Origin of the sequence: Olleya sediminilitoris (genome assembly GCF_016785945.1) — a bacterium.
Classification (GTDB): domain Bacteria; phylum Bacteroidota; class Bacteroidia; order Flavobacteriales; family Flavobacteriaceae; genus Olleya; species Olleya sediminilitoris.
Genome location: NZ_JAEMEF010000001.1, coordinates 404,642 through 428,688 on the forward strand (window position 1 = coordinate 404,642; position 24,047 = coordinate 428,688).

At 29.6% G+C, this 24,047-nt stretch carries 23 protein-coding genes; 19 read left to right on the forward strand and 4 right to left on the reverse strand.

Annotation, left to right across the window (positions count from 1 at the left end; genetic code table 11):
• Window positions 1-53: 53 nt before the first annotated feature.
• From JAO71_RS01795 to JAO71_RS01850, 12 genes are all read left to right on the forward strand, one after another.
• Window positions 54-1,091, forward strand: a complete 1,038-nt coding sequence (locus JAO71_RS01795; protein ID WP_054852271.1) for a hypothetical protein — start codon at window positions 54-56, stop codon at window positions 1,089-1,091.
• Window positions 1,084-2,109, forward strand: coding sequence for a GNAT family N-acetyltransferase (locus tag JAO71_RS01800; protein ID WP_054852270.1), 1,026 nt, complete (start codon window positions 1,084-1,086; stop codon window positions 2,107-2,109). Before JAO71_RS01795 ends, JAO71_RS01800 begins: the two co-directional genes overlap by 8 nt.
• 3 nt (window positions 2,110-2,112) lie before the next feature.
• A complete protein-coding gene (locus JAO71_RS01805; protein WP_116823800.1) occupies window positions 2,113-2,670 on the forward strand; it encodes a sugar transferase in 558 nt (185 codons plus the stop codon).
• Complete coding sequence (locus JAO71_RS01810; protein ID WP_116823801.1) at window positions 2,667-3,794, forward strand: DegT/DnrJ/EryC1/StrS family aminotransferase; 1,128 nt, start codon at window positions 2,667-2,669, stop codon at window positions 3,792-3,794. Before JAO71_RS01805 ends, JAO71_RS01810 begins: the two co-directional genes overlap by 4 nt.
• 99 nt (window positions 3,795-3,893) lie before the next feature.
• Window positions 3,894-5,855, forward strand: coding sequence for a polysaccharide biosynthesis protein (locus JAO71_RS01815; RefSeq protein WP_028288819.1), 1,962 nt, complete (start codon window positions 3,894-3,896; stop codon window positions 5,853-5,855).
• A 5-nt stretch (window positions 5,856-5,860) separates the two neighbouring features.
• Entirely contained in the window at window positions 5,861-7,159 is a 1,299-nt protein-coding gene (locus tag JAO71_RS01820; protein ID WP_202998529.1) for a UDP-glucose dehydrogenase family protein, read from the forward strand.
• Entirely contained in the window at window positions 7,160-8,149 is a 990-nt protein-coding gene (locus tag JAO71_RS01825) for a UDP-glucuronic acid decarboxylase family protein (protein WP_116823802.1), read from the forward strand.
• Window positions 8,150-8,152: 3 nt separating this feature from the next.
• Complete coding sequence (locus JAO71_RS01830; RefSeq protein ID WP_116823803.1) at window positions 8,153-9,562, forward strand: exopolysaccharide biosynthesis polyprenyl glycosylphosphotransferase; 1,410 nt, start codon at window positions 8,153-8,155, stop codon at window positions 9,560-9,562.
• Between the two features lie 12 nt (window positions 9,563-9,574).
• Window positions 9,575-10,354, forward strand: a complete 780-nt coding sequence (locus tag JAO71_RS01835; RefSeq protein WP_202998530.1) for a glycosyltransferase family 2 protein — start codon at window positions 9,575-9,577, stop codon at window positions 10,352-10,354.
• 453 nt (window positions 10,355-10,807) lie between these two features.
• Window positions 10,808-10,963, forward strand: coding sequence for a hypothetical protein (locus JAO71_RS01840; protein ID WP_162874886.1), 156 nt, complete (start codon window positions 10,808-10,810; stop codon window positions 10,961-10,963).
• A gap of 12 nt (window positions 10,964-10,975) precedes the next feature.
• Window positions 10,976-11,704 carry a GLPGLI family protein gene (locus JAO71_RS01845; protein WP_116823806.1) on the forward strand — a complete coding sequence of 243 codons (729 nt, stop codon included), beginning with the start codon at window positions 10,976-10,978 and terminating at the stop codon, window positions 11,702-11,704.
• A gap of 30 nt (window positions 11,705-11,734) precedes the next feature.
• Window positions 11,735-14,419 (forward strand): carboxypeptidase-like regulatory domain-containing protein, encoded by a 2,685-nt coding sequence (locus tag JAO71_RS01850; RefSeq protein WP_116823807.1) that lies wholly within the window; start codon window positions 11,735-11,737, stop codon window positions 14,417-14,419.
• A 6-nt stretch (window positions 14,420-14,425) separates the two neighbouring features.
• Here the strand turns inward: JAO71_RS01850 and JAO71_RS01855 are convergent, their stop codons facing one another.
• Window positions 14,426-15,733, reverse strand: coding sequence for a phenylacetate--CoA ligase family protein (locus JAO71_RS01855; RefSeq protein ID WP_116823808.1), 1,308 nt, complete (start codon window positions 15,731-15,733; stop codon window positions 14,426-14,428).
• Window positions 15,734-15,848: 115 nt separating this feature from the next.
• Between JAO71_RS01855 and purD the strand changes: the two genes are divergently transcribed.
• Window positions 15,849-17,120 (forward strand): phosphoribosylamine--glycine ligase, encoded by a 1,272-nt coding sequence (gene purD / locus JAO71_RS01860; RefSeq protein WP_116823809.1) that lies wholly within the window; start codon window positions 15,849-15,851, stop codon window positions 17,118-17,120.
• 3 nt (window positions 17,121-17,123) lie between these two features.
• On the opposite strand, the gene JAO71_RS01865 is transcribed toward purD, so the two are convergent.
• On the reverse strand, window positions 17,124-17,351 hold the full coding sequence (locus tag JAO71_RS01865; RefSeq protein ID WP_116823810.1) for a DUF6341 family protein: 228 nt from the start codon (window positions 17,349-17,351) through the stop codon (window positions 17,124-17,126).
• Window positions 17,352-17,397: 46 nt separating this feature from the next.
• Between JAO71_RS01865 and JAO71_RS01870 the strand changes: the two genes are divergently transcribed.
• The gene (locus JAO71_RS01870) at window positions 17,398-18,321 is read left to right on the forward strand and encodes a DUF6427 family protein (protein ID WP_116823811.1); all 924 of its coding nucleotides are present in this window, start codon (window positions 17,398-17,400) and stop codon (window positions 18,319-18,321) included.
• On the opposite strand, the gene upp is transcribed toward JAO71_RS01870, so the two are convergent.
• Entirely contained in the window at window positions 18,310-18,969 is a 660-nt protein-coding gene (gene upp / locus JAO71_RS01875; protein WP_202998531.1) for a uracil phosphoribosyltransferase, read from the reverse strand. The two genes, JAO71_RS01870 and upp, sit on opposite strands and share 12 nt — an antisense overlap.
• A gap of 112 nt (window positions 18,970-19,081) precedes the next feature.
• On the opposite strand from upp, the gene JAO71_RS01880 reads away from it, so the two are divergent.
• Both JAO71_RS01880 and JAO71_RS01885 read left to right on the forward strand, forming a co-directional pair.
• Entirely contained in the window at window positions 19,082-19,690 is a 609-nt protein-coding gene (locus tag JAO71_RS01880; RefSeq protein WP_028288809.1) for a DUF4254 domain-containing protein, read from the forward strand.
• Window positions 19,691-19,723: 33 nt separating this feature from the next.
• Complete coding sequence (locus JAO71_RS01885) at window positions 19,724-20,746, forward strand: glycosyltransferase family 9 protein (protein WP_236011123.1); 1,023 nt, start codon at window positions 19,724-19,726, stop codon at window positions 20,744-20,746.
• Between the two features lie 452 nt (window positions 20,747-21,198).
• Here JAO71_RS01885 and JAO71_RS01890 read toward each other — a convergent pair whose 3' ends face one another.
• Window positions 21,199-22,257, reverse strand: a complete 1,059-nt coding sequence (locus tag JAO71_RS01890; protein WP_202998532.1) for a ferredoxin--NADP reductase — start codon at window positions 22,255-22,257, stop codon at window positions 21,199-21,201.
• A gap of 109 nt (window positions 22,258-22,366) precedes the next feature.
• On the opposite strand from JAO71_RS01890, the gene JAO71_RS01895 reads away from it, so the two are divergent.
• The 3 genes from JAO71_RS01895 to JAO71_RS01905 are packed head-to-tail and all read left to right on the forward strand — an operon-like array spanning window position 22,367 to window position 24,022.
• Window positions 22,367-22,705 carry a PadR family transcriptional regulator gene (locus JAO71_RS01895; protein ID WP_028288806.1) on the forward strand — a complete coding sequence of 113 codons (339 nt, stop codon included), beginning with the start codon at window positions 22,367-22,369 and terminating at the stop codon, window positions 22,703-22,705.
• 1 nt (window position 22,706) lies between these two features.
• The gene (locus tag JAO71_RS01900; RefSeq protein ID WP_202998533.1) at window positions 22,707-23,333 is read left to right on the forward strand and encodes a hypothetical protein; all 627 of its coding nucleotides are present in this window, start codon (window positions 22,707-22,709) and stop codon (window positions 23,331-23,333) included.
• Window positions 23,333-24,022 carry a hypothetical protein gene (locus tag JAO71_RS01905; protein ID WP_202998534.1) on the forward strand — a complete coding sequence of 230 codons (690 nt, stop codon included), beginning with the start codon at window positions 23,333-23,335 and terminating at the stop codon, window positions 24,020-24,022. The genes JAO71_RS01900 and JAO71_RS01905 overlap by 1 nt, the downstream gene beginning before the upstream one ends.
• Window positions 24,023-24,047 lie beyond the last annotated feature (25 nt).

Sequence of the window (24,047 nt, forward strand, 5' to 3'; positions counted from 1 at the left end):
CTACTCTAAGTTTTGTTATTAAAAAAGGGATTTATTATATTAATTAGTTTTAAATGAAAAATAAAGAATTTGGTTCAGATTTCCATCTTTGCACTGAGTCCAAGTGGCAAACCAATAACCAAAATTTTTTCTTAAAAAACACAACCTTATTTTTATCTGGCAGAACAGCGCTTTATGCCTTGCTAAAGCAAGGCATTAAAAAGCATAATTGGAAAATAGTATATTTTCCTAGTTACTATTGTCAAGAGGTCGTAAAGTTTATACAAAATTTAACTATAGACGTTAAGATTTATGATTTTAATCCCTTTTTAGACACACTAGATAAAGACTTTAATATTATTGATAGTCCTACGTCTGTAATTATTAATGTAGATTTTTTTGGATTAAAACATCACCTGTTTCCAGCAATCAAAAAAGCAGTTTTAGTTGATGATTTAACTCATAATTTACAAGCCATAAAGACTAGTACTGCTGACTTTATTTTTGGTTCTCTACGTAAGGAGCTGCCAATACCTTCTGGTGGCTTTTTAGCAAGCTCTGATGGCTTTAAATTACCTAAGGGAAAACAAAGTCGTATAGCAAATAGTATAGCTATCAAAAAATTGACAGCAATGTATTTAAAAAAAAGATATTTAGAAGGTTTATCTAATGATAAAGACACCTACAGAGGGATATTTATTGAAAGTGAAGAAAACTTGGAGGGCAAATTAAAAAGTGCTAAAATACCTAAAACAGCTAAAGTAATTTTACAAAATTTAGATATTACCAAAATACTTAAAGCAAAAAAAGAAAATATTAATCAAGTTTTAAGTAATTTAAATATTAATCAAGACATAGTTTTAAATATCCAAAAAGTTAGACTTGGGGCCGGATTAGTATTACAATTAAAGTCAAAAAATAATAGAGACAATCTTAAATCCTATTTAATAAGTAATAAAATATATCCGGCAGTATTATGGCCTGGCCAACGTACAAAAAGAGATATAGAAATTGAAGATAGAGTCCTTTTTTTACATTTAGATTACAGATATAATACACAGGATATTAATCATATAATAAATAAATTAAATTGTTATTTCAGTAATGAATAGTATTAGAATAATCAAACTAAGCGAAAGCCAAGAATGGTCTAATATAATTACTAATAGTGTAAATTATGATTTTTATCATACCCTTGCCTATAATGTATTAGAGACAGAAGGAGAACCTATATTATTGGTGCAATCTTTAGATGACGCATACATTGCTTTGCCAATTATTATTAGGGATATTCCAGAATCAGATTTTAAAGACTGTACATCGGTGTATGGCTATGCAGGACCAATCTCTAATATCGCTTTTGATCAAGTTAGTAAGGCTCTTCTAGACATGTTTCACAACAATGTATTATCCTTTTTTAAACAAACTAAAATTGTATCCTGTTTTTCTAGATTACATCCAATCTTTGAAAACCATAAAATGCTAGACGGATTTGGTAAAACAATTAGCTTAAACAATACGATAGCAATAGATTTAAATTTACCTATTGATATACAAAGACAGAAATATAGAAAGTCTAATAAATATGAAATAAATAAGCTTAAAAAAAATAATTTCTTGGTGATTGAAGCCACTACTAATGAGGAAATAGATGAATTTATTGAAATCTATAGTGACACCATGAAAAGGGTAAATGCTTCGGATAATTACTTCTTTACCAAAGACTATTTCTATTCATTTTTAAAAAACGATTCCTTTGAAGCTAAATTACTTTTAGCTAAAAAAGACGATATAATTACAGCTGGGGCTATTTTTACAGTAACAAATAAAGTAATGCAATATCATTTGGCTGGAACAAAAGCTGAGTTTTCTAAAGATACACCAATGAAGTTAATTTTAGACGAGGCAAGATTATTGGGAAACACCTTAGATTTAGATTACTTACATCTTGGAGGTGGTGTTGGAGGTAGTGATGCAGACTCACTTTACAAATTTAAAGCAGGTTTTTCAGATTTAAATTTTAATTATAAAATTTGGCAATTTATATCAGACCAAGAAGTCTATGACAATTTAGTTGAAATAAAAAATAAAGATACAAGTGGTGGCTTTTTCCCATTGTATAGAGCATAAAAAATGAAAGCTTTTTTTGACAAATTATTATCTTTAATGTTACTTGTAGTCTTGTTACTACCATTATTTTTTTTAATGATTATAGCAAAAACATATAATGGAGGAACAGGTATTTTTAAACAAAAAAGGTTAGGTCAAAAGGGTGAATTATTTACTATTTATAAACTGCAAACTTTCTGTTTAAAGACTAACAAAATTAATAAAGTGGGTTTTTTTTTAAGAAAATATAAATTAGACGAAATTCCACAGATAATTAATATTCTCTTAGGTGATATGAGTTTTGTTGGACCAAGGCCAGAATTACCAATATATTTGGATAAACTAACAGGTGAGTTCAATAAAATATTAGAATTAAAACCAGGTTTAACCAGTTCAGCAACTTTAAAATATATTAACGAAGAACAAATTTTATTAAAGAGTGATAACCCAAAACATTATAATGATTCTGTTATATATCCCGATAAATTAAGACTTAATTTAGAGTACTATTATACGCAGTCCTTTATTGGTGATATTAAAATCATATTAAAAACAGTTGTTAAAATAATTTTTAGAAAATGAACACAAAAATATGGCTATCCTCTCCGCACATGGGAGGCACGGAGCAGAATTATATAAAAGAAGCGTTTGATACTAATTGGGTAGCACCATTAGGACCCAACGTCAATGGTTTTGAAAAAGACTTAGAAACATATTTAGGAGAAAATAAAAAAGTAGCTTGCTTATCTTCTGGTACAGCAGCAATACATTTAGCTCTAGTACAACTTGGTGTCGTATTAAACGATGAGGTGATTTGTCAAACCTTCACTTTTTGTGGATCATCCAACCCAATAGCTTATCAAGGTGCAATTCCGGTTTTTGTAGATAGTGAACCAGAGACTTGGAATATGTGTCCAAAGCATTTAGAAATAGCTATCAAAGATAGATTAGCTAATGGAGTAAAGCCAAAAGCGATTATTATTGTACATTTATACGGAATGCCATCTAAAATAGATGAACTATTAAAAGTTGCTAATAAATATCAAATACCTGTTGTTGAAGACGCTGCAGAAGCTTTAGGATCTACATACAAAGGAAGACAATGCGGAACATTTGGTGATTTCTCAATTTTATCCTTTAATGGTAACAAAATTATTACAACCTCTGGAGGAGGAGCAATGGTTTGCAATACAGAAAAAGATAAAAATAAAACTATTTTTTATGCAACCCAAGCAAGAGATAACGCGCCGCATTATGAGCATTCTAAAATTGGATACAATTATAGAATGAGTAATATTTCGGCTGGTATTGGACGTGGACAAATGGAAGTCTTAGATAAACACATTGGATTAAGACGCGACATGAATGCGTTTTACACTAATCTTTTTAAAGATATAAAAGGTGTCGAGGTTCAAAAGCAGCCTAATTCAGATTTTTATTCAAATTTTTGGTTAAGCTGTATATTAATCCATAAAGATGCACCATTTACAAAAGCAGAATTTCAAAAAGCTATGGATACAGAAAACATTGAGACAAGACCTTTATGGAAGCCTATGCATATGCAACCAATATTTGAGGACAGTTTATATTTTGGAGATGATTTTAGCAAGACCTTATTTGGTAAAGGATTGTGTTTACCTAGTGGCTCTAATTTAACGCAAATAGATTTAGATAGAATTTCTAGAGCAGTAAATAGTCTATTATAGTAGTTTCATTATATGTCAACTTGATGCTTTAAGTTTAATTTTGATTATATTGTCATTAAAATTTAGGATATTTGTTGTCTATTTTTATTAAAATCATAAATGTTAAAACAATTAAAACAAGCTTTAATTCAAGTATTAAAATCTACTAAGAAAAAAATAGATTTTAAAAACGTAAATTATTTACCTAGATGGGCAATACTTTGTTTTGATAGTATTATTTTAATTATGTCATTGTTTTTTACTAAAATTATAGTTAGTAAAATACAAAAAGCAGCTTTTTTTAGTTTAGGTTTTTCAAATGAAGAGTTAATTATTGTTTTATTAAATATTTTATTTTTCATACTGTTTAGGACTTATGCTGGCTTAATAAGACATTCTACTTTTATCGATGCAGCTAAGTTTTTTTTAGCTACTACAGCTACAATTTTAGCAGCTATCTCCATTTATTATGGTTATTTGTTAATTTTAGGTGATGAATTATTCTCTATTCCTCAATTATTTATTTATTCAATTGTATCATTTTGTGGATTATTTTTATTCAGAATTATGGTTAAGCAAGTATTTGAGGTTTATCAACGTTACAGTGAATCTGAAGCAAACTTAAATGTTTTAATTTATGGAACAGATGAAAATGCTATAGCAATAGCAAGCGCTTTAAGATCTGAAAAGCCTTCTAGGTACAAAGTTCTAGGTTTTATTGATAAAGAAGGTAAAAATAAAAGTAAAGAGATATTAGGTTTACCAATAATATTTTTAAAACGTAAAACAGCTGTTCTATTAAGAATATTTAATGCTCAGGCTTTAATTATTGCTGATGGAACGCTTACTAAAGAAGAAAATATTAAGATTGTAGATAGCTGCCTAGAGCATAATTATAAAGTTTTTAGAGCCCCTTTAATATCAGATATTGAAACAACAACCAATCTTTCTAATCAGATACAAAAAATTCAGATTGAAGATATTCTAGAAAGAGATCCTATAAAACTAGATAATAAATTAGTTGCTAAAGAAATTTTTAATAAGTGTATTTTAGTTACTGGAGGTGCAGGATCTATTGGTAGCGAGATTGTTAGACAAGTAGCAAGCTATAAACCTAGTAAGTTATTGATTCTTGACCAGGCAGAATCTCCACTTTATAATATTCAATTAGAAATTAAACAGAATTTTCCAGATTTAAATTATGAAGCCATCATTGCAGATGTTAGAAAAGTTGAAGTATTGGAAGATATATTTAAAAAATATAAACCGCAAGTTGTATATCATGCAGCAGCTTATAAGCATGTTCCATTAATGGAAAGGCATCCTTCAGAGGCTATTTTTGCCAATATTTTAGGGTCTAAAAATGTGGCTGATTTATCTTATAAATTTAAGGTTGAAAAATTTGTAATGGTATCAACAGATAAAGCTGTAAATCCAAGTAATGTGATGGGAGCTTCTAAGCGTATTGCTGAAATATATGTACAGGCTTTACAAAATAAGGCTATTTTAGACACAAAAAACAAAACTCAATTTGTTACCACAAGATTTGGAAATGTATTAGGAAGCAATGGATCTGTTGTTCCTCTATTTAAACGACAAATAGAAGAAGGTGGTCCACTTACAATTACTCATCCAGATATTATTAGGTATTTTATGACAATACCAGAAGCTTGTCAATTAGTATTAGAAGCTGGTGCAATGGGTAATGGAGGAGAAATATTCATATTTGATATGGGTAAAGCTGTTAAAATTATTGACCTTGCCAAAAAAATTATTAGACTCGCTGGATTTACACCCTACAAAGAAATAGATATAAAAGTTGTTGGTTTAAGGCCTGGAGAAAAATTATACGAGGAATTATTAAGTGACAAATCTACAACACTACCAACTTATAATGAGAAAATAATGATTGCTAAAGTAGAAAATTGTTCGCATCTCCAAATAAATAAGGATATTCAAGAACTATTACTTTTAGCAAAGGAAGAAGACAAAAATATAATGGTCAAAAAAATGAAAGAAATTGTGCCAGAGTTTTTAAGCATGAATTCAGATTTTGAGGTTTTTGACAAGAAAATAGTATAATTTAAATGAAAATAGCAGTAGTAGGTACAGGTTACGTCGGACTAGTAACAGGTACATGTCTAGCCGAAACAGGTAATGAAGTACTTTGTATCGATATAGATCAAAATAAAGTTAAACAAATGCAAGCAGGTGAGGTACCTATTTACGAACCTCATTTGGATGTCTTATTTGAAAGAAATATAAAAGCTAACCGATTAAAATTTTCTACAAGCTTAGAAGAAGGTTTAGAACATGGTGATATTATCTTCTTAGCATTACCTACACCAGAAGATGAAGATGGATCAGCTGACCTAAAATATATTTTAGGAGTCGCTGATCATATAGGAAAACTTATTAAAGACTATAAGGTTATAGTCGATAAAAGTACAGTTCCAGTTGGTACTTCAGACAAAGTAAAGCAAGCTATAGCTAAACATGCTAAAGTAGATTTTGATGTTGTCTCAAATCCAGAATTTTTAAGAGAAGGTTTTGCTGTAGATGATTTTTTAAAACCAGAAAGAATAGTTGTAGGTTCCAGTAGTGAACGTGCCACTAAATTGATGGAAAAACTTTATAAGCCTTATGTAAGGTCTGGCAATCCCATAATTATAATGGACGAAAAATCTGCCGAACTTACAAAATATGCATCCAATTCTTTTTTAGCAGCCAAAATCACATTTATGAATGAGATTGCTAACTTTTGTGAAAAAGTTGGAGCAGACGTAGATAAGGTTAGAATAGGTATGGGAACAGATTCAAGGATTGGTAAGCGCTTTTTGTTTCCAGGTATAGGTTATGGTGGTTCTTGCTTCCCAAAGGACGTAAAAGCACTTCATAAATCTGGACTAGACAATAATTATAACTTCAAAATTTTAGATGCTGTCATTAATGTTAATGCAAGACAAAAACTAGTGTTGATTCCTAAAATAGAAAATCATTTTAATAATGATCTTAAAGGAAAAAACATTGCAATTTGGGGATTAGCCTTTAAACCAGAAACAGACGATATACGTGAAGCACCTTCGTTATACATGATTGATGCTTTATTAGAGGCAGGTTGTAATATTACAGCTTTTGACCCTGAAGCTATGCCAAATGTAAAACGTAAATTAGGCGATAAAATTAAGTTTGCAAGTAGTATGTATGACGCTTTAAAAAATGCTGATGCATTAGTTATATCTACCGAATGGAGTATTTTTAGAACACCTGATTTTAATAAAATTAAAAATGAAATGGCTAGTCCAACTATTTTTGATGGACGTAACCTATATGACGTTAAAGATGTTATTAACGAAGGATTTAATTACATATCAATAGGAAGGTAAATGAATCAAAAAAGAGTTTTAATTACTGGAGCAGCAGGTTTTTTAGGATCTCATTTATGTGATCGCTTTTTAAACGAAGGTTATTTTGTTATTGGTATGGATAACTTTATAACAGGAGACCAAAAAAACATTGCACATTTATCTTCTAATTCAAACTTTTTATTCATTCAACATGACGTTACAAATTATATAAATATTGAAGGAGACTTAGATTATATCCTTCATTTTGCTTCTCCAGCAAGTCCTATAGATTATTTAAAAATTCCAATTCAGACTTTAAAAGTAGGGAGTTTGGGTACGCATAACTTATTAGGCTTAGCAAAAGCAAAACAAGCAAGGTTGTTAATTGCTTCAACTTCAGAGGTGTATGGAGATCCTTTAGTACATCCACAAACCGAAGATTATTACGGTAACGTCAATACTATAGGACCAAGAGGTGTATATGATGAGGCTAAACGCTTTCAAGAATCTATAACCATGGCTTACCATAGATTTCATGGACTTGAAACGCGTATTGTTAGAATTTTTAATACTTATGGACCAAGGATGAGACTTAATGACGGTCGTGTTATTCCAGCCTTTATGGGTCAAGCGTTAAGAGGCGAAGATTTAACAGTTTTTGGAGATGGTATGCAAACAAGGTCATTTTGCTATGTTACCGATCAAGTCGAAGGTATTTACCGTTTATTATTAAGCGATTATTCAAATCCAGTTAATATTGGTAATCCACACGAGATAACAATTAAGGACTTTGCAGAAGAAATTATTAAACTTACAGGTACCACACAAAAAGTAATTTATAAAGATTTACCTGTAGATGATCCAATGCAGAGACAACCAGATATTACATTAGCTAAAAATGTATTAAATTGGGAGCCTAAAGTAAATAGATCGAAAGGTATGAAAAAGACCTTTGATTACTTTAAAAGTTTAACTCAAGCAGAGCTTCACAAAAGCGAACATAAAGACTTTTCAAATTATAATAAATAAATTATGGAGTATAAACGTGGTAGGTACTCTTGGCTTTTAAGGCCAATACTTATTGTCTTTGACTGTTTAACTATCAATGTTTTTGCTTTTTATTTTTTTAATTTTAACAAATCTAATCTTGCATTTTTTTCAGCTTCAGCTTTAAAAAATAAGTATTTACTATTTATTATTTATTCAGTAATATTATGGCTAATTACAACATCATTTCTTAAGTTTTATAAAGTATACAGGTATACATCAATTGTTAATATTATATCATCAATAATCAAGCAGTTTGTCGTTTTTAGTACTATTGTCTTTGCCTTTTTTGGTGTTTTTAAAAGTGTAGATGTTCCTGTATTTCAAACCTTACAGTTTTTACTATATAGTTTTTTACTAATATCAACTCTTAAATTAGTTAGTTTTTATGCCCTGAAAACTTATAGACTACAGTTAAAAGGTAATGTTAGACGTGTAGTAATTGTGGGTAACGGTCCAGGAGCACAAGAGCTTAGACAACTATTTAGTAATCGTAAAGAATTAGGCTATCAAATAGTTGGTGTGTTTGCCGATAGTGATAATAAAAAGATTAACGGATTTATAGAGGATAGTTTTAATTTTTTAAAACAAAGTTCAGGTATAGATGAGATATACTGCGCAATTGATGAGTTAACTGAAAAGCAGGTTAATGATTATGTTAAATATGCTGAGGTTAACCACTGTAATATAAAGTTTATTCCTAAAACCAATAAGTTGTTGACCAAACGACTTAAAACAGATTATTATAATTACCTACCTGTATTATCAATGCCAGAAGTTGCATTAAATAATGCAGTTAATAAGACTATTAAGCGTATGTTTGATGTCCTGTTTTCTTTATTAATATTAGTGCTAATATTATCTTGGTTAACACCAGTGTTATTTATTTTAATTAAATTAGAATCTAGAGGTCCATTGTTTTACAAGCATAAACGTAATGGTATAAATTATAAAGAGTTTACCTGTTTTAAGTTTAGATCTTTAAAAACAAATAAAGAAATACAAGGGACCTATATTACTCAAAATGACAATAGGGTAACAAAAATTGGTAAGTTTTTACGTAAAACAAGTTTGGATGAGTTTCCTCAGTTTTATAACGTCTTAAAAGGAGATATGAGTGTTGTTGGACCCAGACCACATATGCTATCTTACACAGATGACTATTCTAAAAAAATAGATAAACTAAATTTTATTTTTAGACATAATGTTAAACCTGGTGTAACGGGTTTAGCTCAAATAAAGGGTTATAGAGGAGAAATTAAAAATGATGAAGACATTATTAACCGTATTAAGTACGATAATTTTTATATCGAAAATTGGTCCATTGTTTTAGATTTAAAAATCATATTACAAACCATGATTAATGTTTTTAAAGGTCAAAAAGAAGCGTATTAATATTTACCCACAATGAAACCTTTAGTCTCTATAATTACTCCGCTTTACAATTCAGAAAAATTTATAGTTCAAACCATTAATAGTATTTTAAATCAAACCTATACAAATTGGGAGCTAATTTTGGTTGATGACTGTTCAACAGATGCTACTTTGCAGATAGTAGAAGAGTACACAAAGCAATATTCCAATATGTATCTCTTAAAAAATCAAGTTAATTCTGGCGCAGCAATTTCTCGTAATAAGGCAATCCTCCAAGCTAACGGTAAATTTATTGCTTTTTTAGATGCAGATGATTTATGGATAAGTAATAAGTTAGAATTTCAAGTTGATTTTATGCAACAACATAATTGTGACGTAAGTTATACTAGTTATTATCAGATTGATGAAAACGGTAACCCGTTAAACAAGCTTGTAAAAGCTTTACCAAAGTTAAGTTATAATAAATATTTAAAAACCAATTACATTGGTAACTTAACAGGAATGTATAATGTTGCTACTTTAGGTAAAATAACGTCACCTAACTTACGTAAACGTCAAGATTGGTTGTTGTGGTTGTCTGCTATTAAAAAGTCCGGTAAACCAGCTTTGGGTGTCTCACAACCTTTAGCATATTATCGTGTAAGATCCAATTCTATCTCTTCAAATAAAATCCGATTACTTAAATATAATTTTTTAGTTTATAAAAAGGGTTTAGGCTTTTCATACGTAAAATCTATCTACTATATGTGCCTTTTTGTTTGGGAACAGTTTTTTATAAAATCAAAGTTAATTGTTGCTAAAAATCAGGTTTAATTAACTCAAAGACATGTAATTGTGGTTTTTGCCACACTTCAATATGGGTAAAAAGCATTGTTTTCGATAAAGCGCAAAAAAAAACGATTAAAAAAAGATGCTTTTGTTTTTAAATTTCTAGTTTAGATTTGTGATATAAAAAGAGAGTTTGTTTTTAGTCGGACAAATTATCTATTTTGACACAACATTAATGTTATAACTAGCGCTAGTTTTTATCTCTCCCTCAACTGATTAGAAGCTTTAAATTAATAGGCGACTAACTATTAATTTACATATCGACTAAGAATTTTTCGGCTAAATAATTAATGTATTAACCAACCAGTTAATATTAATGAATAACTGGTTTAAAATTTAGAAATTATGAAAAAAATATTAGGATTAACTTTTGTTGCGATATTTATGATGAGTATGGCCACAGTTAATGATACAAGTTTTACAAAAAGGAAGGATTGTATGGACGTTGCATTTGATGAAATGAACACTTGGTTAGATTATGGTTTTTCTACAGGTGCTGCTACTTGCTACGGTAATGCTGCATATGCTTTATGTTCAGGATATTCTTGGCAAGAAATACAAGATAATGGTGGTGGAGATTGTTCAGGCTGGTAATCAATAATAATTATGAAAAAAATAATTTTTTTATTATTTGTTTTGAGCAATAGTATTTTTACTATTGCTCAAACATCTGGAATAGTAACATATAGTGTTCAAATTGATGATATTTATAAGGATAAACCTGATACAAAAAAGCAAATTGTTAATTTTTTTAATGAAGTTAGAAGACAAGCAAATTATATTGAATTTAAACTGTCTTACAATGAAAAATATTCAAAATTTGATGCTGTTAAATCTATACCAATAGAAGGATTTGAAATGCCATATGGTATTGCAAAAAAAATTGTGGCTGATGGCATATATTTTCAAAATAAAGCTTCAATTAACTCCTTGAGGTTAAAGATTATTGGAGACGAAAAATTTTTTATCAATGAAGGGAAAGATAAAATTACTTGGAAAATTTTAAAGGATTCTACAAAGAAAATAGGATCATTCAATTGTTTGAAAGCTGTTGGAACTTCAAAAATAATTAATCCTAATTCAAAAAAAGAAAACAAAATTAAAATAATAGCATGGTTTGCAAGCGCTATTCCTTCATCTCATGGGCCTTTAGGTTATGGTTTTTTACCAGGATTAATTTTAGAGCTAAAACAAGGTCCTATTACATTTACAATGATGTCTTATAAAAAATCAGAGAATGTTAATATCAAATATCCAAAAGTAAATAACGACGGTATTATTTCTTTAGATGAATTTAATGAAAAATATATATCTGCTTTTAAAAATAAATTTTAATTAAAGGATTTTGAATTACACTAATATAGAATGTTTAAAAAAAATGTTTTTTTTTACTCAATCCTGCTATTAATAGCAGGATTTTCTCTACAAGCCCAAACGATAACCTTAAAAGGAAAAGTGTTAGATAGTTTACAGCAACCCTTACATTATGCTAATTTATTAGCAGTTCCAAATGCAGAAGATGTAGAGGTTACTTTTGCTATAACCAATCAAGATGGTCATTACAAATTAAAATTACAACCTAATAAGACTTATACAATTACCACAAGCTACTTAGGCTATTTACCAAACGCAGAAGCTGTTACTTTGGATAATGACACCATTAAAAACATTGTTTTAAAAGAAAATCCAAACCAGTTAGACGAGGTAACCATTAAATATACACCGCCAATAACAGTAAAAAAAGACACTATAATTTACCTAACAGATAAGTTTGTAACTGGTGAGGAGCGAAAACTTAAAGACGTTCTTAAAAAGCTACCAGGTGTTGATGTCGACAGAAAAGGTAATGTAACCGTAAATGGTAAAAAAGTAACCAAAGTATTAGTAGAGGACAAAACCTTTTTTACAGGTAGTAGTAAACTAGCAGTTAATAATATTCCTGCAGATGCGGTAGATAAAGTAGAAATCTTGGATAATTATAGTGAGGTTGCTATGCTTAAAGGACTGCAAGATAGTGAAGACATGGCAATGAATATTAAATTGAAAGAAGATAAAAAAAATTTTGTGTTTGGAGATCTAGAGGCTGGAGCAGGATACAGAGACCGTTATATTATCCATCCAAATGTATTTTACTATAGTCCAAAAACCAATGTCAATCTGATTGGTGATATTAATAATACAGGTTTTAAAAGCTTCACTTTTAAAGACTATTTAGAGTTTGAAGGTGGTTTTGGTAAATTACTAAATGATGCAAGCAGTTATTTTGGACTTTATAATAGCGATTTTACACAGTTTTTAAACAATCAAGACTATAAATCTAGTACTAACCAATTTGGCGCATTAAATATTCGGCAAACCATAAATAAAGAAACAGATATAAGTGGTTATATTATTACAAACAACGAAAAAAAACAAACAGAAACCAATACTATAAATAGCTATCAAAACATAGACATACCTTTTGCAGAACAAAGAAATACTAATAATAACCTAAACAACTTTTTTACAATTGGTAAAATAACATTGGAGTATAATCCAACCACTAAAGAAGATTTAGCATTTAATAATTTTGTGAAATTGACAAATAATACTAGTAATGGATTGATAACTACTCAAAGTAATAGTCTAAATAATAGTATTTATACTTTAACAGATAGTTATAATGTAAACTTGAAGCAAAATCTTACCTACAGTCGTAAATTATCTAAAAAGCACACAGCAACTTTAGAAGCAACTTATAATTATCAAAATGATCAACCTATTACCAATTGGATAACAAATCAAGAAATCTTACAAGGTTTAATTCCACTTCAAATAGATAGCAATTATAATATTTTACATAGCAAAACAGTAAAATCAAACAATGCTAATATTATTGTTAAAGATTATTGGGTACTTAATAATTTTAATCATTTATACACTAGTTTAGGGGTTAATACAGCATTTAATAGTTTTAAAAACACAGATTTGCAACAACTTAGTAATGGCTTTATTAATGATTTTGCATCTTCAGGGTTTAATAATAATCTAGACTATAATTTTACAGATACATTTATAGGCTTGGAGTACAAATTCCAAATTGGTATTGCAACGTTTAAACCTGCTACATACTTTCATTTTTATAATTGGCAAGTTCAAGAATTAGAAGATAAAGTAACTAAAAATAAAGCATTAGTTTTACCACAATTTACTGGTAAAATAGAGCTTAGTAATTCTCAAAAAATAAATATTAAATATAAGTTAAACGCTAGTTTTCCAAGTATAAACAGACTAGCTAATAACTTTATTTTAAATAGTTTTAATAGTGTGTTTAAAGGTGATCAAACATTAGATAATACCTTGTATCATAATGCTAATATTAGTTATTACAAATTCAGTTTATTTAAAGGTTTAAATTATAATATTAATGCTAATTATAACAAACGCATTAAAAGTTATAAAAATGTTGTCCAGTTACAAGGTATTGAGCAATTTAGCACACCAATTTTGTTTAACCAACCAGAACAAAATGTAACTATAAATGGTCGTATTTCTAAAAAAATAAAGAAGCTAAAGTTTAATTATAACACACGTTGGAGTTATAGGGATTATTATCAAATAATTAATCAAACTACCAATTTAAATGTCTCTAAAGGTTTAGAAAACACAATAAGTATAGAAACCTCTTTTAAAAAACATCCCAACATTAAAGTAGGGTATACCACAGAAATAAGTAATTATAAAGCAATAAGTACTACCACACAGTTTAAAAACACCAGTTTTTTTGTGGATTTAGAATATGATTTTTTAAACGATTTTATTTTTAAGGCAGATTATAGTTTGGATACTTTTAATAATAAAAGAACAAATAATAGTAACCAATTTGATGTAGCAAACGTTAGTTTATTTTATCAAAAAGAAGATAGTCCTTGGGGTTTTGAGATTAATGCAACCAATATTTTTAACGTTAAATTTAGACAAAACAATAGCTTTAGTGATTTTTTAATTCAGGAAAGTAAAACGTTTATATTGCCTAGAATGATACTTTTAAAATTAGCTTATAAATTGTAGTGATTATTAAAACTCAGACCTAAACTGTTTTAGTTTACCACTAATTTCACGTTCTAAAATGGCTTTATGTTCAAAAACTAAGTTTAAATTAGGTTCTAGGTATTTGTCAACAGCTGTTTGTACTGCTTTTTGCTGTGATGAGCTTAAAGCTTCGTTAGCTACATAATCTATTTTAAAGGTGTCAATTTTAGTTTGTTCAACTATAAATTCTTTAACATTAGCCTCTTTATCTATAACGGTTTTAGTCACATAGTAAAAGGTTAGTCCTGCTGCAATTTTTCCGCTTGGAAGCGAAATAAAATCACTTGTACGTCCAGTTAAAGACTCTAAAATTGGATGTTGTAATGTGCTTTTGTCGGATAGGCTCCCTAAGTCACCAAGTTCATATCTTATAAAAGGATGTGCTCGGTTATATAAATCTGTAATTACAATTTTTCCTGTTGTACCATAAGGTACAGGTTGATTGTTGTCATCTAAAATTTCAACATATAAATGGTTACTGTTAACTAACCATTGGTCTTGTTGATCTTGAAAAGCAATCAAACCTAATTCGGCTGCACCATACTCGTTAACCACAGTGATATTAAACTGTTTTTCAAGCAGTTTTTTATCATCATCAAATAACATTTCAGAAGTTACGATACAAACCTTCAAGGTTGGACAAACTTCTTTTAAAATAATGTTTTTTCGTTCTAAAAATTTAGCAAATTGTACAATTGCACTAGTGTAACCGTTGATATAATCAAATTTAGTACGTTTAAATTTTTGTAATATTTTGTTTAAAGCAACATCGCTTAAATCAAATACCGAAAAACGATAACGGTTACCCAACCAGTCTTTTAAACGTTCTTTGTAATAACTTTTGGTATCTAATGGTATTCCGTAAAATCGTGCTTGTTTAGATGTGTTTAAATCTATATTAAACCAGCTGTAACGTTGCATAAAAGTAACCCAAGTCATAGCATGCGCAAAGTTATCTTTAGCAAACTCAAAAGGTGTACCTGATGAGCCTGAAGTTTTGTGTTTGTGTACCGTTTTTATAGTGTACTTATCAGACAAGCGGTTTGCTAAAGGTTGCTGTAAATTGCCTTTAGTAATTACAGGTATTTCTGCCCAATTAGACGTGTTAATATCTTGACATAAAGTACTGTAAAAAGGGGTGTGTTTTAAATGAAACGCAACAATAGATTGTAGTTGTTTACTTAAGTAATTGCCATAATCGTTAGTACCAAACCCATCAATTATTGCTTGAGTTTTTTTAGCTTCTTTTACAGGAAATCCCTTTAACCTTAAAGACCATTCAAATCGTTTCAATACTATTAATTTTTTTGTAAAATAAAGAAATAAAAAACTATTGGATTTAAAGTCAATCAAATTCTTTTAAATAATTATTTTTGTCAAAACAACAACGACACAACATTTTTACACAATGAATATTTTAATTTTAGGATCAGGAGGAAGAGAACACACAATTGCATGGAAGCTTAATCAAAGCCCAAAATGTAATTCGCTTTTTGTAGCACCTGGTAACTCAGGAACTGCACAAATAGCTAAAAACGTACCAATTAGTGTTACAGATTTTAATGCCATAAAAGAAGTGGTTTTAAACAATAACATTACAATGGTAGTGGTAGGTCCTGAAGATCCTTTAGTGCAAGGTGTTCATGATTTTTTCTTAACCGATGATGCGCTTAAAAACGTGGCAGTTATTGGGCCTCAAAAAGCAGCAGCAACACTTGAAGGTAGTAAAGAGTTTGCTAAGCAATTTTTATATAAACACAATATTCCAACAGCAGCTTACCAAAGTTTTAATGCAGATACAGTTGAAGATGGTTATGCCTTTTTAGAAACCTTAAATCCTCCATTTGTTCTTAAAGCAGATGGTTTGGCAGCAGGAAAAGGTGTTGTTATTTTAGAAGATTTAGATCAGGCTAAAGCCGAATTAAAAAGCATGCTTGTAGATGCTAAGTTTGGAGACGCTAGCACTAAAGTTGTTATTGAAGAATTTTTAGACGGAATCGAGTTAAGTTGTTTTGTTCTTACTGATGGTAAAAACTATAAAATTTTACCAACTGCAAAAGATTACAAACGTATTGGTGAAGGTGATACAGGTTTAAATACAGGCGGAATGGGAGCAGTGTCTCCAGTTCCTTTTGCTAATCAAGCCTTTTTAGATAAAGTAGAAGAGCAAGTGGTTAAACCAACGATTGCTGGTTTGCAAAAAGATGATTTACCTTACAAAGGGTTTGTCTTTATTGGTTTAATTAAAGTAGGAGATGAGCCTAAGGTTATCGAATATAACGTACGCTTAGGTGACCCTGAAACAGAAGTCGTATTACCAAGACTTAAAAATGATTTAGTAGAGGTATTTGAAGCGGTTGCAAACCAAACTTTAGATCAAATAGATATTAAGGTAGATCCTAGAGCAGCGACAACTATTATGTTGGTATCTGGCGGTTATCCTGAAGCTTACCAAAAAGGTAAAGTTATTACAGGTGTTGATGCTATTGAAGACTCGATTGTATTTCATGCAGGAGCACAACAAAAAGACAATCAAATTGTAACTTCAGGAGGTCGTGTTATGGCTATAACTAGTTATGGTGAAACGTACCAAGAGGCCATAAAAAAATCTTACCAAAGTATAGAAAAACTACATTTTGATAAGATGAATTATAGAAAAGATATAGGTTTTGACCTATAACTGTTATAAGTAAGAGTGAGAGCTAATGCTTTTGTCGTCGTCGTTATTTGCAGCGTAACCTTTTAACTGAATCATCCAGTATACAAAAGCTACAAAACCAATAATGATAAAAATCCAAGACATAAAGTTTGCTGCCCACCAGTTTTCTAATTCTAATGCTTTAAGCATATCAAAAGGAGCAAATAATACATCAACAAAAAGGCTTGCTATAGCTTCAAAAAAATCTTTCATAATTATAGAATAGTATATTTATAGTACAAAAATACAAAAAGAGTTAATGATTACAACTATTTTTAGCAAATCCAAACCAATTAATTTTTTAATTGTTTTTAGTATTACACTAATTGCTTTTGTTGTTTTGCACATTAAATACCCAAATGCAGTTAATCCAGACTTGTCTATTTGGGTTAAAATCCCAGAGTTTTTATTACTGTTTTTGTCAGTTTTAATACTTAGTTTTATAGTGTTAAAAAACTTATTGTCACAGCAAAACAACTATGAGATTTTGTTATTCGGCTTGTTTGTTTTAGCTGTTCCTCAGGTTTTTATAAGATTTAATATAGTAGTTTCTAATTTTTTTGTGCTTTTAGCTTTAAGACGCTTAATTAGTATAGGATCGCAAAAACAGGTCGTTAAAAAAATATTTGATTCAGCTTTTTTAATAGGCTTAGCTAGTCTCTTTTATTTTTGGGCAATATTGTTTTTTCCACTAATATTTATAGCCTTATTGTTGTTTTCGGTAAACGCAGTTAAATCTTATTTTGTTCCTTTTATTGGCTTATTGGCAATAATTATTTTAGCTATTTGTTATTCCATATTAATGAATAACGATTTTTTTAGTGCTTTAAATATTAATCCAGAATCAAATTTAGATTTTAGCAGCTATAATTCTTTACAATTTATAGTAGTTATAACCATGTTGTTGTCTTTTGGGATTTGGTCTTCTGTGTTTTATTTAAATGATATTAAAAAGAAAAAACGTAGCTACAGACCTTCTTATAAAATCTTGTTTTTTACCTGTATGTTTGCTTCAGCATTAGCAGTTTTAGCTCCTCAAAAAAACGGAAGCGAACTACTATTTTTGTTCGCGCCTTTAGCAGTGATTATAACAAATTATATAGAGACCATTACAGAAAAATGGTTTAAAGAAATTTACTTAGGTTTATTGGTTATTATTCCTTTTGTACTATTAATGTTGTAGTTTTTCGCCAAAAGCTAAATCACCAGCATCACCTAAACCAGGAACAATATAGCCTTTACTATTTAAAGTTTTGTCCAAAGCAGCAATCCACAAAGTGGTGTCTTTAGGTAAGTTGTTTTCTAAAAAATCTACTCCAGCTTCAGCTCCTATAACTGCTGCAATATGTATGCTTTTTGGTGTTCCAAAAGGTTCTAAAGCTTTAAATGTAGCGACTAAAGATTGTCCTGTGGCTAGCATTGGATCTGCAAGGATTAATGTTTTTCCTGTTAAGTCAGGACATGCTAGATATTCTACTACAATTTCAAAAGATTCAGGATTATCTTTATGGTGTCTGTAAGCACTAATAAAAGCATTTTCAGACTGGTCAAAATAATTTAATAATCCATTGTGTAAAGGTACTCCAGCTCTTAGTATAGAACATAAAACGACATCATTTTTAGGTACAGTAGCTTCAATAGTAGCCAAAGGTGTTGTAATGGTTTTAGTTTCAAAATCTAGTGTTTTACTAATTTCATAACCTAAAACTTCACCAATACGTTCAATATTTCGTCTAAAACGCATACTGTCTGTTTGGACGGAAACGTCTCTAATTTCAGCAATAAATTGATTTAAAACAGAGTTTTCTTTAGATAAATTATGAATTTGCATAGGTGTTTTGTCTTTTAAATAGTAAAGTTAATGTATTATTTAAAAAGCCAAAACGTCCACTAACTAAAATTCGGTTTAATTTATGTAATTTTACAGACTTAATAATTACAAGATGTTTACAGATATAGCAAATAAAATATTTCAAGACGTTATTGCAACGTACCATATTACAAATACAGTAGATCAACCGTTTACTAATAAGTATGATAAAAGTACTAATTTATTAGAGCATTTATTGTACCGTAAATGTTGGATAGATACTGTACAGTGGCATTATGAGGACATTATACGTGATCCACAAATAGATCCTGTTGCAGCATTAACTTTAAAACGCCAAATTGATGCTTCTAACCAAGATAGAACAGATATGGTGGAGTATATTGATAGCTATTTTTTAGAAAAATATAAGGAGGTTACTCCTAAAAGTGATGCAACTATAAATACTGAAAGTCCTGCTTGGGGAATTGACAGGTTATCTATTTTAGCATTAAAAGTGTATCATATGGAAGAAGAAGCTACGCGTGCTGATGCTACTGCTGCACATAAAGCAGCTTGCCAAACTAAATTAGATATTTTACTAGAACAACGTGTAGACTTAAGTACAGCAATTGATACATTATTGTCAGATATTGAAAAAGGTGATAAGTACATGAAAGTGTACAAGCAAATGAAAATGTATAATGACGATGAGCTTAACCCAGTGTTAAGAAACCAAAAATAAGCACAGTCTTTTGTGCTGTTATAAGGCTTTTAAATGTCAAAAACATCAAAGCATATTTTAGTAATACGTCTCTCTGCAATGGGAGACGTTGCTATGACTGTACCTGTTTTACGTGCATTTACACAGCGTTTTCCTGACGTTAAATTAACGGTTTTAACCAGACCTTTTTTTGCTCCTTTTTTTAGAGATCTTAATAACGTTGAAGTGTTTGCTATAGACTTAAAAAAGAAACACAAAGGTGTTTTAGGCTTGTACAAACTATCTAAACAATTAAAAACACTTGATATAGATGTTGTTGCAGATTTACACAATGTTTTAAGAACTAAGATTTTAAAAGTTTTTTTCTTTGGAAAAAAATTTAAACAAATAGATAAAGGTCGAAATCAAAAAAAGGCATTAGTCAATGGTAAATATTTTAAGCCTTTAAAAACAACACATCAACGTTATGCAGATGTGTTTAAAGCCTTAGGTTTTACTTTGGATTTAAGTCGTCCAACTTTTTCTAAAAAACAACCTATACCTCAAGCTGTTTTAAATTTGGTTGCTAATCAAAATACAAAACAATGGATTGGTATTGCTCCTTTTGCACAATATGCCTCAAAAAGTTATCCTTTAGATAAAATGAAGGAGGTTGTTAAAGGTCTAAGCCAAGATCATGTTGTGTTTTTATTTGGTGGTAAAGCAGATCAAAAGCAATTAAATACATTAGTAATTAATAATCAAGTTTTTAATATTGCAGGTCAGTACAACTTAAATCAAGAATTGGATTTAATATCTAATTTAGATGTTATGGTTAGTATGGATTCTGGTAATGCACATTTAGCAGCAATGCTTGGTGTTAAAGTGGTTACTATTTGGGGTGTTACGCATCCTTATGCTGGTTTTGGTGCTTTTAACCAACTGGAAATAAATAATTTGATTCCAGATAAAACCTTGTATCCTAAATTACCAACGTCTATTTATGGTAATAAATATCCTGAAGACTATAAAAATATTGCTGGTACAATACAGTCTGATCAGATTGTAAACCGAGTATTAGCTGTATTAAAAACATAAAAAAAGCCCTAATTAATATTAAGGCTTTTGATTATAGACGACTAATATAAAATTAATATTATCCCTTAAACTAACAAATTCTAGTGTTATAATCTGTTACAAAGGTAGAGCTTAGGTTTGCTGTTTTATTTTTTTTAGTTTGTTGAATCAAAAGATTCGATAAAAAGCTTTTTTTATCGATTAACTAATTTTTACTTGATGTTTTATATTTAAATACAGTAATAATTTAGCAATAGTAATTATTAAGCATAAAAAAAGCCTCAACTTAATTGAGGCTTGATGATTTTAACTACTAACATAAAATTAATATTATCCCTTAAACTAACAAATTTTAGTGTTATAATCTTTGTTAAAGATAATTCTTACGCTTAGTAGTTTTGTTTTAATTAGGTGAGTTTAAAAGTGCTTTCGGTGAATTGCTTTAAAAACACGACCAAGTGTATTTTTTAGGTTTAAACATCGTCGTAATCGACAATAATTGTTGGTGTTGTAGGATGAGCCTGACAGGTTAGTATTAATCCTTCAGCTACTTCTGCATCAGTTAAAATATTGTTTTGTCTCATCAATGCTTTACCATCTGTAACTCTAGCAATACAACTACTACAAACACCACCTTGACAAGAGTATGGTGCATCTAAGTCCTCCTTTAAAGCAGCCTCTAAAATGGTTTGCTTTTGTGACATGGTAAAGGTTTGGGTTTCATCATCAACAGTAACTGTAATAGCTGTGTTTCCGTTAGTAACAACTTCTGTGTTTTCATCTGTTGGTACTGTTGCAGCAGTAAATAACTCGAAGTTAATTTTTGTGTCTTCTATATTATTTTCTGCTAAAACATCTTTTACAGTATTAATCATGCCTTCTGGTCCACAAAGGTAAAAAGCGTCTATTGTTACATGTTTGTATTTGTTTTTGACAATTAAGTTTACTGTGCTTTTTTCGATACGACCAAATAAAGCATTGTTTTCTTGAGACTGACTGTATAAAAACTGAATATCAAATCGGTCTTTGTATTGGTGTTGTAAATTCAGTAAATCTTGTAAAAAGATAGTGTCTTTTAGTGTTTTATTACCATATACTAATACAAAATGACTATTAGGTTCTTGATCTAAAACGGTTTTTGCAATACTTAATATAGGTGTAATACCACTACCTGCAGCAAAAGCAGCAATGGTTCTTTTTTCTGTTGCAATAGGTTCAAAAACAAATCGTCCTTGTGGTTTTGCAACCTCTAAAGTATCTCCAATTTTTAAACTACTATTAGCGTAAGTGCTAAAGGTTCCGTTTGGTACTGCTTTTACAGCAACGGTCAGTTTTCCGCTTGACGGAGAAGAGCAAAGTGAATAGTCACGTCTAACTTCTTGGTCTTTTATGTTTGTTTTTAGCGTAATATATTGTCCTGCTTTAAAAGTGTAATCTGCTTTTAAATTTGCTGGTACGTCAAAAGTTAATGTAACACATTGGTCTGTTTGACGTGTTATGTCCGAAATTGTTAACGTCTGAAATTGAGCCATAGTTTTATTTTTTTGTAAAAATAATGAAGCTTTACCGTTTAAGATATGATTTAGGCAAAAATTAATACCTAAGTTTTTTATGCATAAGAAAATTATGTATGTTTGTAATATGGCAAATTCAAAATTATATAAAGGTAGTCTGACCACTATTATTTTAAAACTTTTAAATGAAAGTGAAAAAATGTATGGTTACGAAATGACACAAAAAGTGAAACAAATTACTAAAGGCGAACTTAATATTACAGAAGGTGCTTTGTATCCAGCACTGCATAAGTTAGAAGCCGAAGGATTGCTGGACGTTGAGGTTAAAAAAGTAGATAACCGTTTGCGTAAATACTATAAACTTACCGAAAAAGGTAATAAAGAAACGGTTAGTAAATTAGAAGAACTTAAGGATTATATTAAAACCATGGAAACGTTTATGAACCCTAAATTAAGTTTGGAGTAATATGAAGTTAAGTAAAGAACAAATACAATATATTGACGATTATTTAATAAGGTTAGGAGTTAAATTTACTGATGTTAGGTTAGAACTTATCGATCATTTAGCATCAGGTTTTGAAGCATCTAAAAAAGAGCAGCAATTAGAAGATTATCTTAAATCTAAAATAGATTTTATTCAAGATTTTGAAAAGAAACGCCAAAAAACCATTCATTGGAGTTATCAAAGAGAAATGTGGCGACGTTTAGCTATGTTTTTTTATAAGCCTAAATATATCCCTTTTACAATAATGTTGGGATTTGCAGTATATTGGATGCAGCAGTTGCAGCCAAATAAAGCTCTTACTTTAATACTTGTAGTTAGTCTGTCAATTATACATTTTTGGGCAATTATAACGGGTTTTTCACATCATAAAACTTTTAAAAAGTTGCAAATAGCCCAGCCTTTATATTCAATAATGGCTTTACCATCTTTGTTTTTATATTGCATGGGAGTAGCTAAACCATGGTTAGAAAATCAATATTTTTTTATTGCCTTTTGGTTTTTAGCAGTTTTATTTAACATAGCTGGAGGAATAGAGTTACGTAATAAAAAGAATAAGATTTTAGAGTATTCAAAAACTTTGTGTAAATAATGAAATTAACCCAACCTCAAATACAAAACCTATACGCTTTTACAAGACAACATTACGTTGAGCATTACGATTTACAAACCGAGTTAGTAGATCATTTAGCAAACGATATTGAGTCTGTTTGGCAAACGCAAACCAATTTGTCTTTTGAAGACGCTAGAGACCAAGCCTTCAAAAAATTTGGAGTCTTTGGTTTTATGGATGTGTTAGAACGTCGTCAAAAAAACATGAATAAACGCTACATAAAGTATCTATGGGCAGAATTAAAACAATGGTTTACGTTTCCTAAACTAATAACAACTATTGCTGTGTTTTTAATTATTTATATGTCATTGTCTTCTGTGTTAGCAAAATCATTATTAATAGGGTTTTATGCTTTAATATGCGTTTTTGTAATCTATAAAAGTGTTTTGCTTAAGAGGCAATTTAAACAACGTAAAGCGATGTCTAATAAAAAATGGATGTTAGAAGAAATAATATTTAAACAAGCTGGTGGATCTGCTATAATACTGTTATCTCAATTACCACAGTTTTATAATTTTTCTGATAATATTTTTAGCAACCCTTACATTGTTTTGGGTCTGTCTATTTTTTCGACACTGTTTTTTCTTTGGATGTATATTAGCTTTGAAATCATTCCAAACAAAGCAGAAAAACTGCTAAACGAAACCTACCCAGAATTTTGTTTGTAACATTTTTAAGCAATTATATACTTAT

Bases quoted from the DNA above. Each gene is read 5' to 3' on its own strand.
- JAO71_RS01795 (WP_054852271.1), top strand. From the start codon at position 54: ATGAAAAATAAAGAATTTGGTTCAGATTTCCATCTTTGCACTGAGTCC.
- JAO71_RS01800 (WP_054852270.1), top strand. From the start codon at position 1,084: ATGAATAGTATTAGAATAATCAAACTAAGCGAAAGCCAAGAATGGTCT.
- JAO71_RS01805 (WP_116823800.1), top strand. From the start codon at position 2,113: ATGAAAGCTTTTTTTGACAAATTATTATCTTTAATGTTACTTGTAGTC.
- JAO71_RS01810 (WP_116823801.1), top strand. From the start codon at position 2,667: ATGAACACAAAAATATGGCTATCCTCTCCGCACATGGGAGGCACGGAG.
- JAO71_RS01815 (WP_028288819.1), top strand. From the start codon at position 3,894: ATGTTAAAACAATTAAAACAAGCTTTAATTCAAGTATTAAAATCTACT.
- JAO71_RS01820 (WP_202998529.1), top strand. From the start codon at position 5,861: ATGAAAATAGCAGTAGTAGGTACAGGTTACGTCGGACTAGTAACAGGT.
- JAO71_RS01825 (WP_116823802.1), top strand. From the start codon at position 7,160: ATGAATCAAAAAAGAGTTTTAATTACTGGAGCAGCAGGTTTTTTAGGA.
- JAO71_RS01830 (WP_116823803.1), top strand. From the start codon at position 8,153: ATGGAGTATAAACGTGGTAGGTACTCTTGGCTTTTAAGGCCAATACTT.
- JAO71_RS01835 (WP_202998530.1), top strand. From the start codon at position 9,575: ATGAAACCTTTAGTCTCTATAATTACTCCGCTTTACAATTCAGAAAAA.
- JAO71_RS01840 (WP_162874886.1), top strand. From the start codon at position 10,808: ATGGACGTTGCATTTGATGAAATGAACACTTGGTTAGATTATGGTTTT.
- JAO71_RS01845 (WP_116823806.1), top strand. From the start codon at position 10,976: ATGAAAAAAATAATTTTTTTATTATTTGTTTTGAGCAATAGTATTTTT.
- JAO71_RS01850 (WP_116823807.1), top strand. From the start codon at position 11,735: ATGTTTAAAAAAAATGTTTTTTTTTACTCAATCCTGCTATTAATAGCA.
- purD (WP_116823809.1), top strand. From the start codon at position 15,849: ATGAATATTTTAATTTTAGGATCAGGAGGAAGAGAACACACAATTGCA.
- JAO71_RS01865 (WP_116823810.1), bottom strand. From the start codon at position 17,351: ATGAAAGATTTTTTTGAAGCTATAGCAAGCCTTTTTGTTGATGTATTA.
- JAO71_RS01870 (WP_116823811.1), top strand. From the start codon at position 17,398: ATGATTACAACTATTTTTAGCAAATCCAAACCAATTAATTTTTTAATT.
- upp (WP_202998531.1), bottom strand. From the start codon at position 18,969: ATGCAAATTCATAATTTATCTAAAGAAAACTCTGTTTTAAATCAATTT.
- JAO71_RS01880 (WP_028288809.1), top strand. From the start codon at position 19,082: ATGTTTACAGATATAGCAAATAAAATATTTCAAGACGTTATTGCAACG.
- JAO71_RS01885 (WP_236011123.1), top strand. From the start codon at position 19,724: ATGTCAAAAACATCAAAGCATATTTTAGTAATACGTCTCTCTGCAATG.
- JAO71_RS01890 (WP_202998532.1), bottom strand. From the start codon at position 22,257: ATGGCTCAATTTCAGACGTTAACAATTTCGGACATAACACGTCAAACA.
- JAO71_RS01895 (WP_028288806.1), top strand. From the start codon at position 22,367: ATGGCAAATTCAAAATTATATAAAGGTAGTCTGACCACTATTATTTTA.
- JAO71_RS01900 (WP_202998533.1), top strand. From the start codon at position 22,707: ATGAAGTTAAGTAAAGAACAAATACAATATATTGACGATTATTTAATA.
- JAO71_RS01905 (WP_202998534.1), top strand. From the start codon at position 23,333: ATGAAATTAACCCAACCTCAAATACAAAACCTATACGCTTTTACAAGA.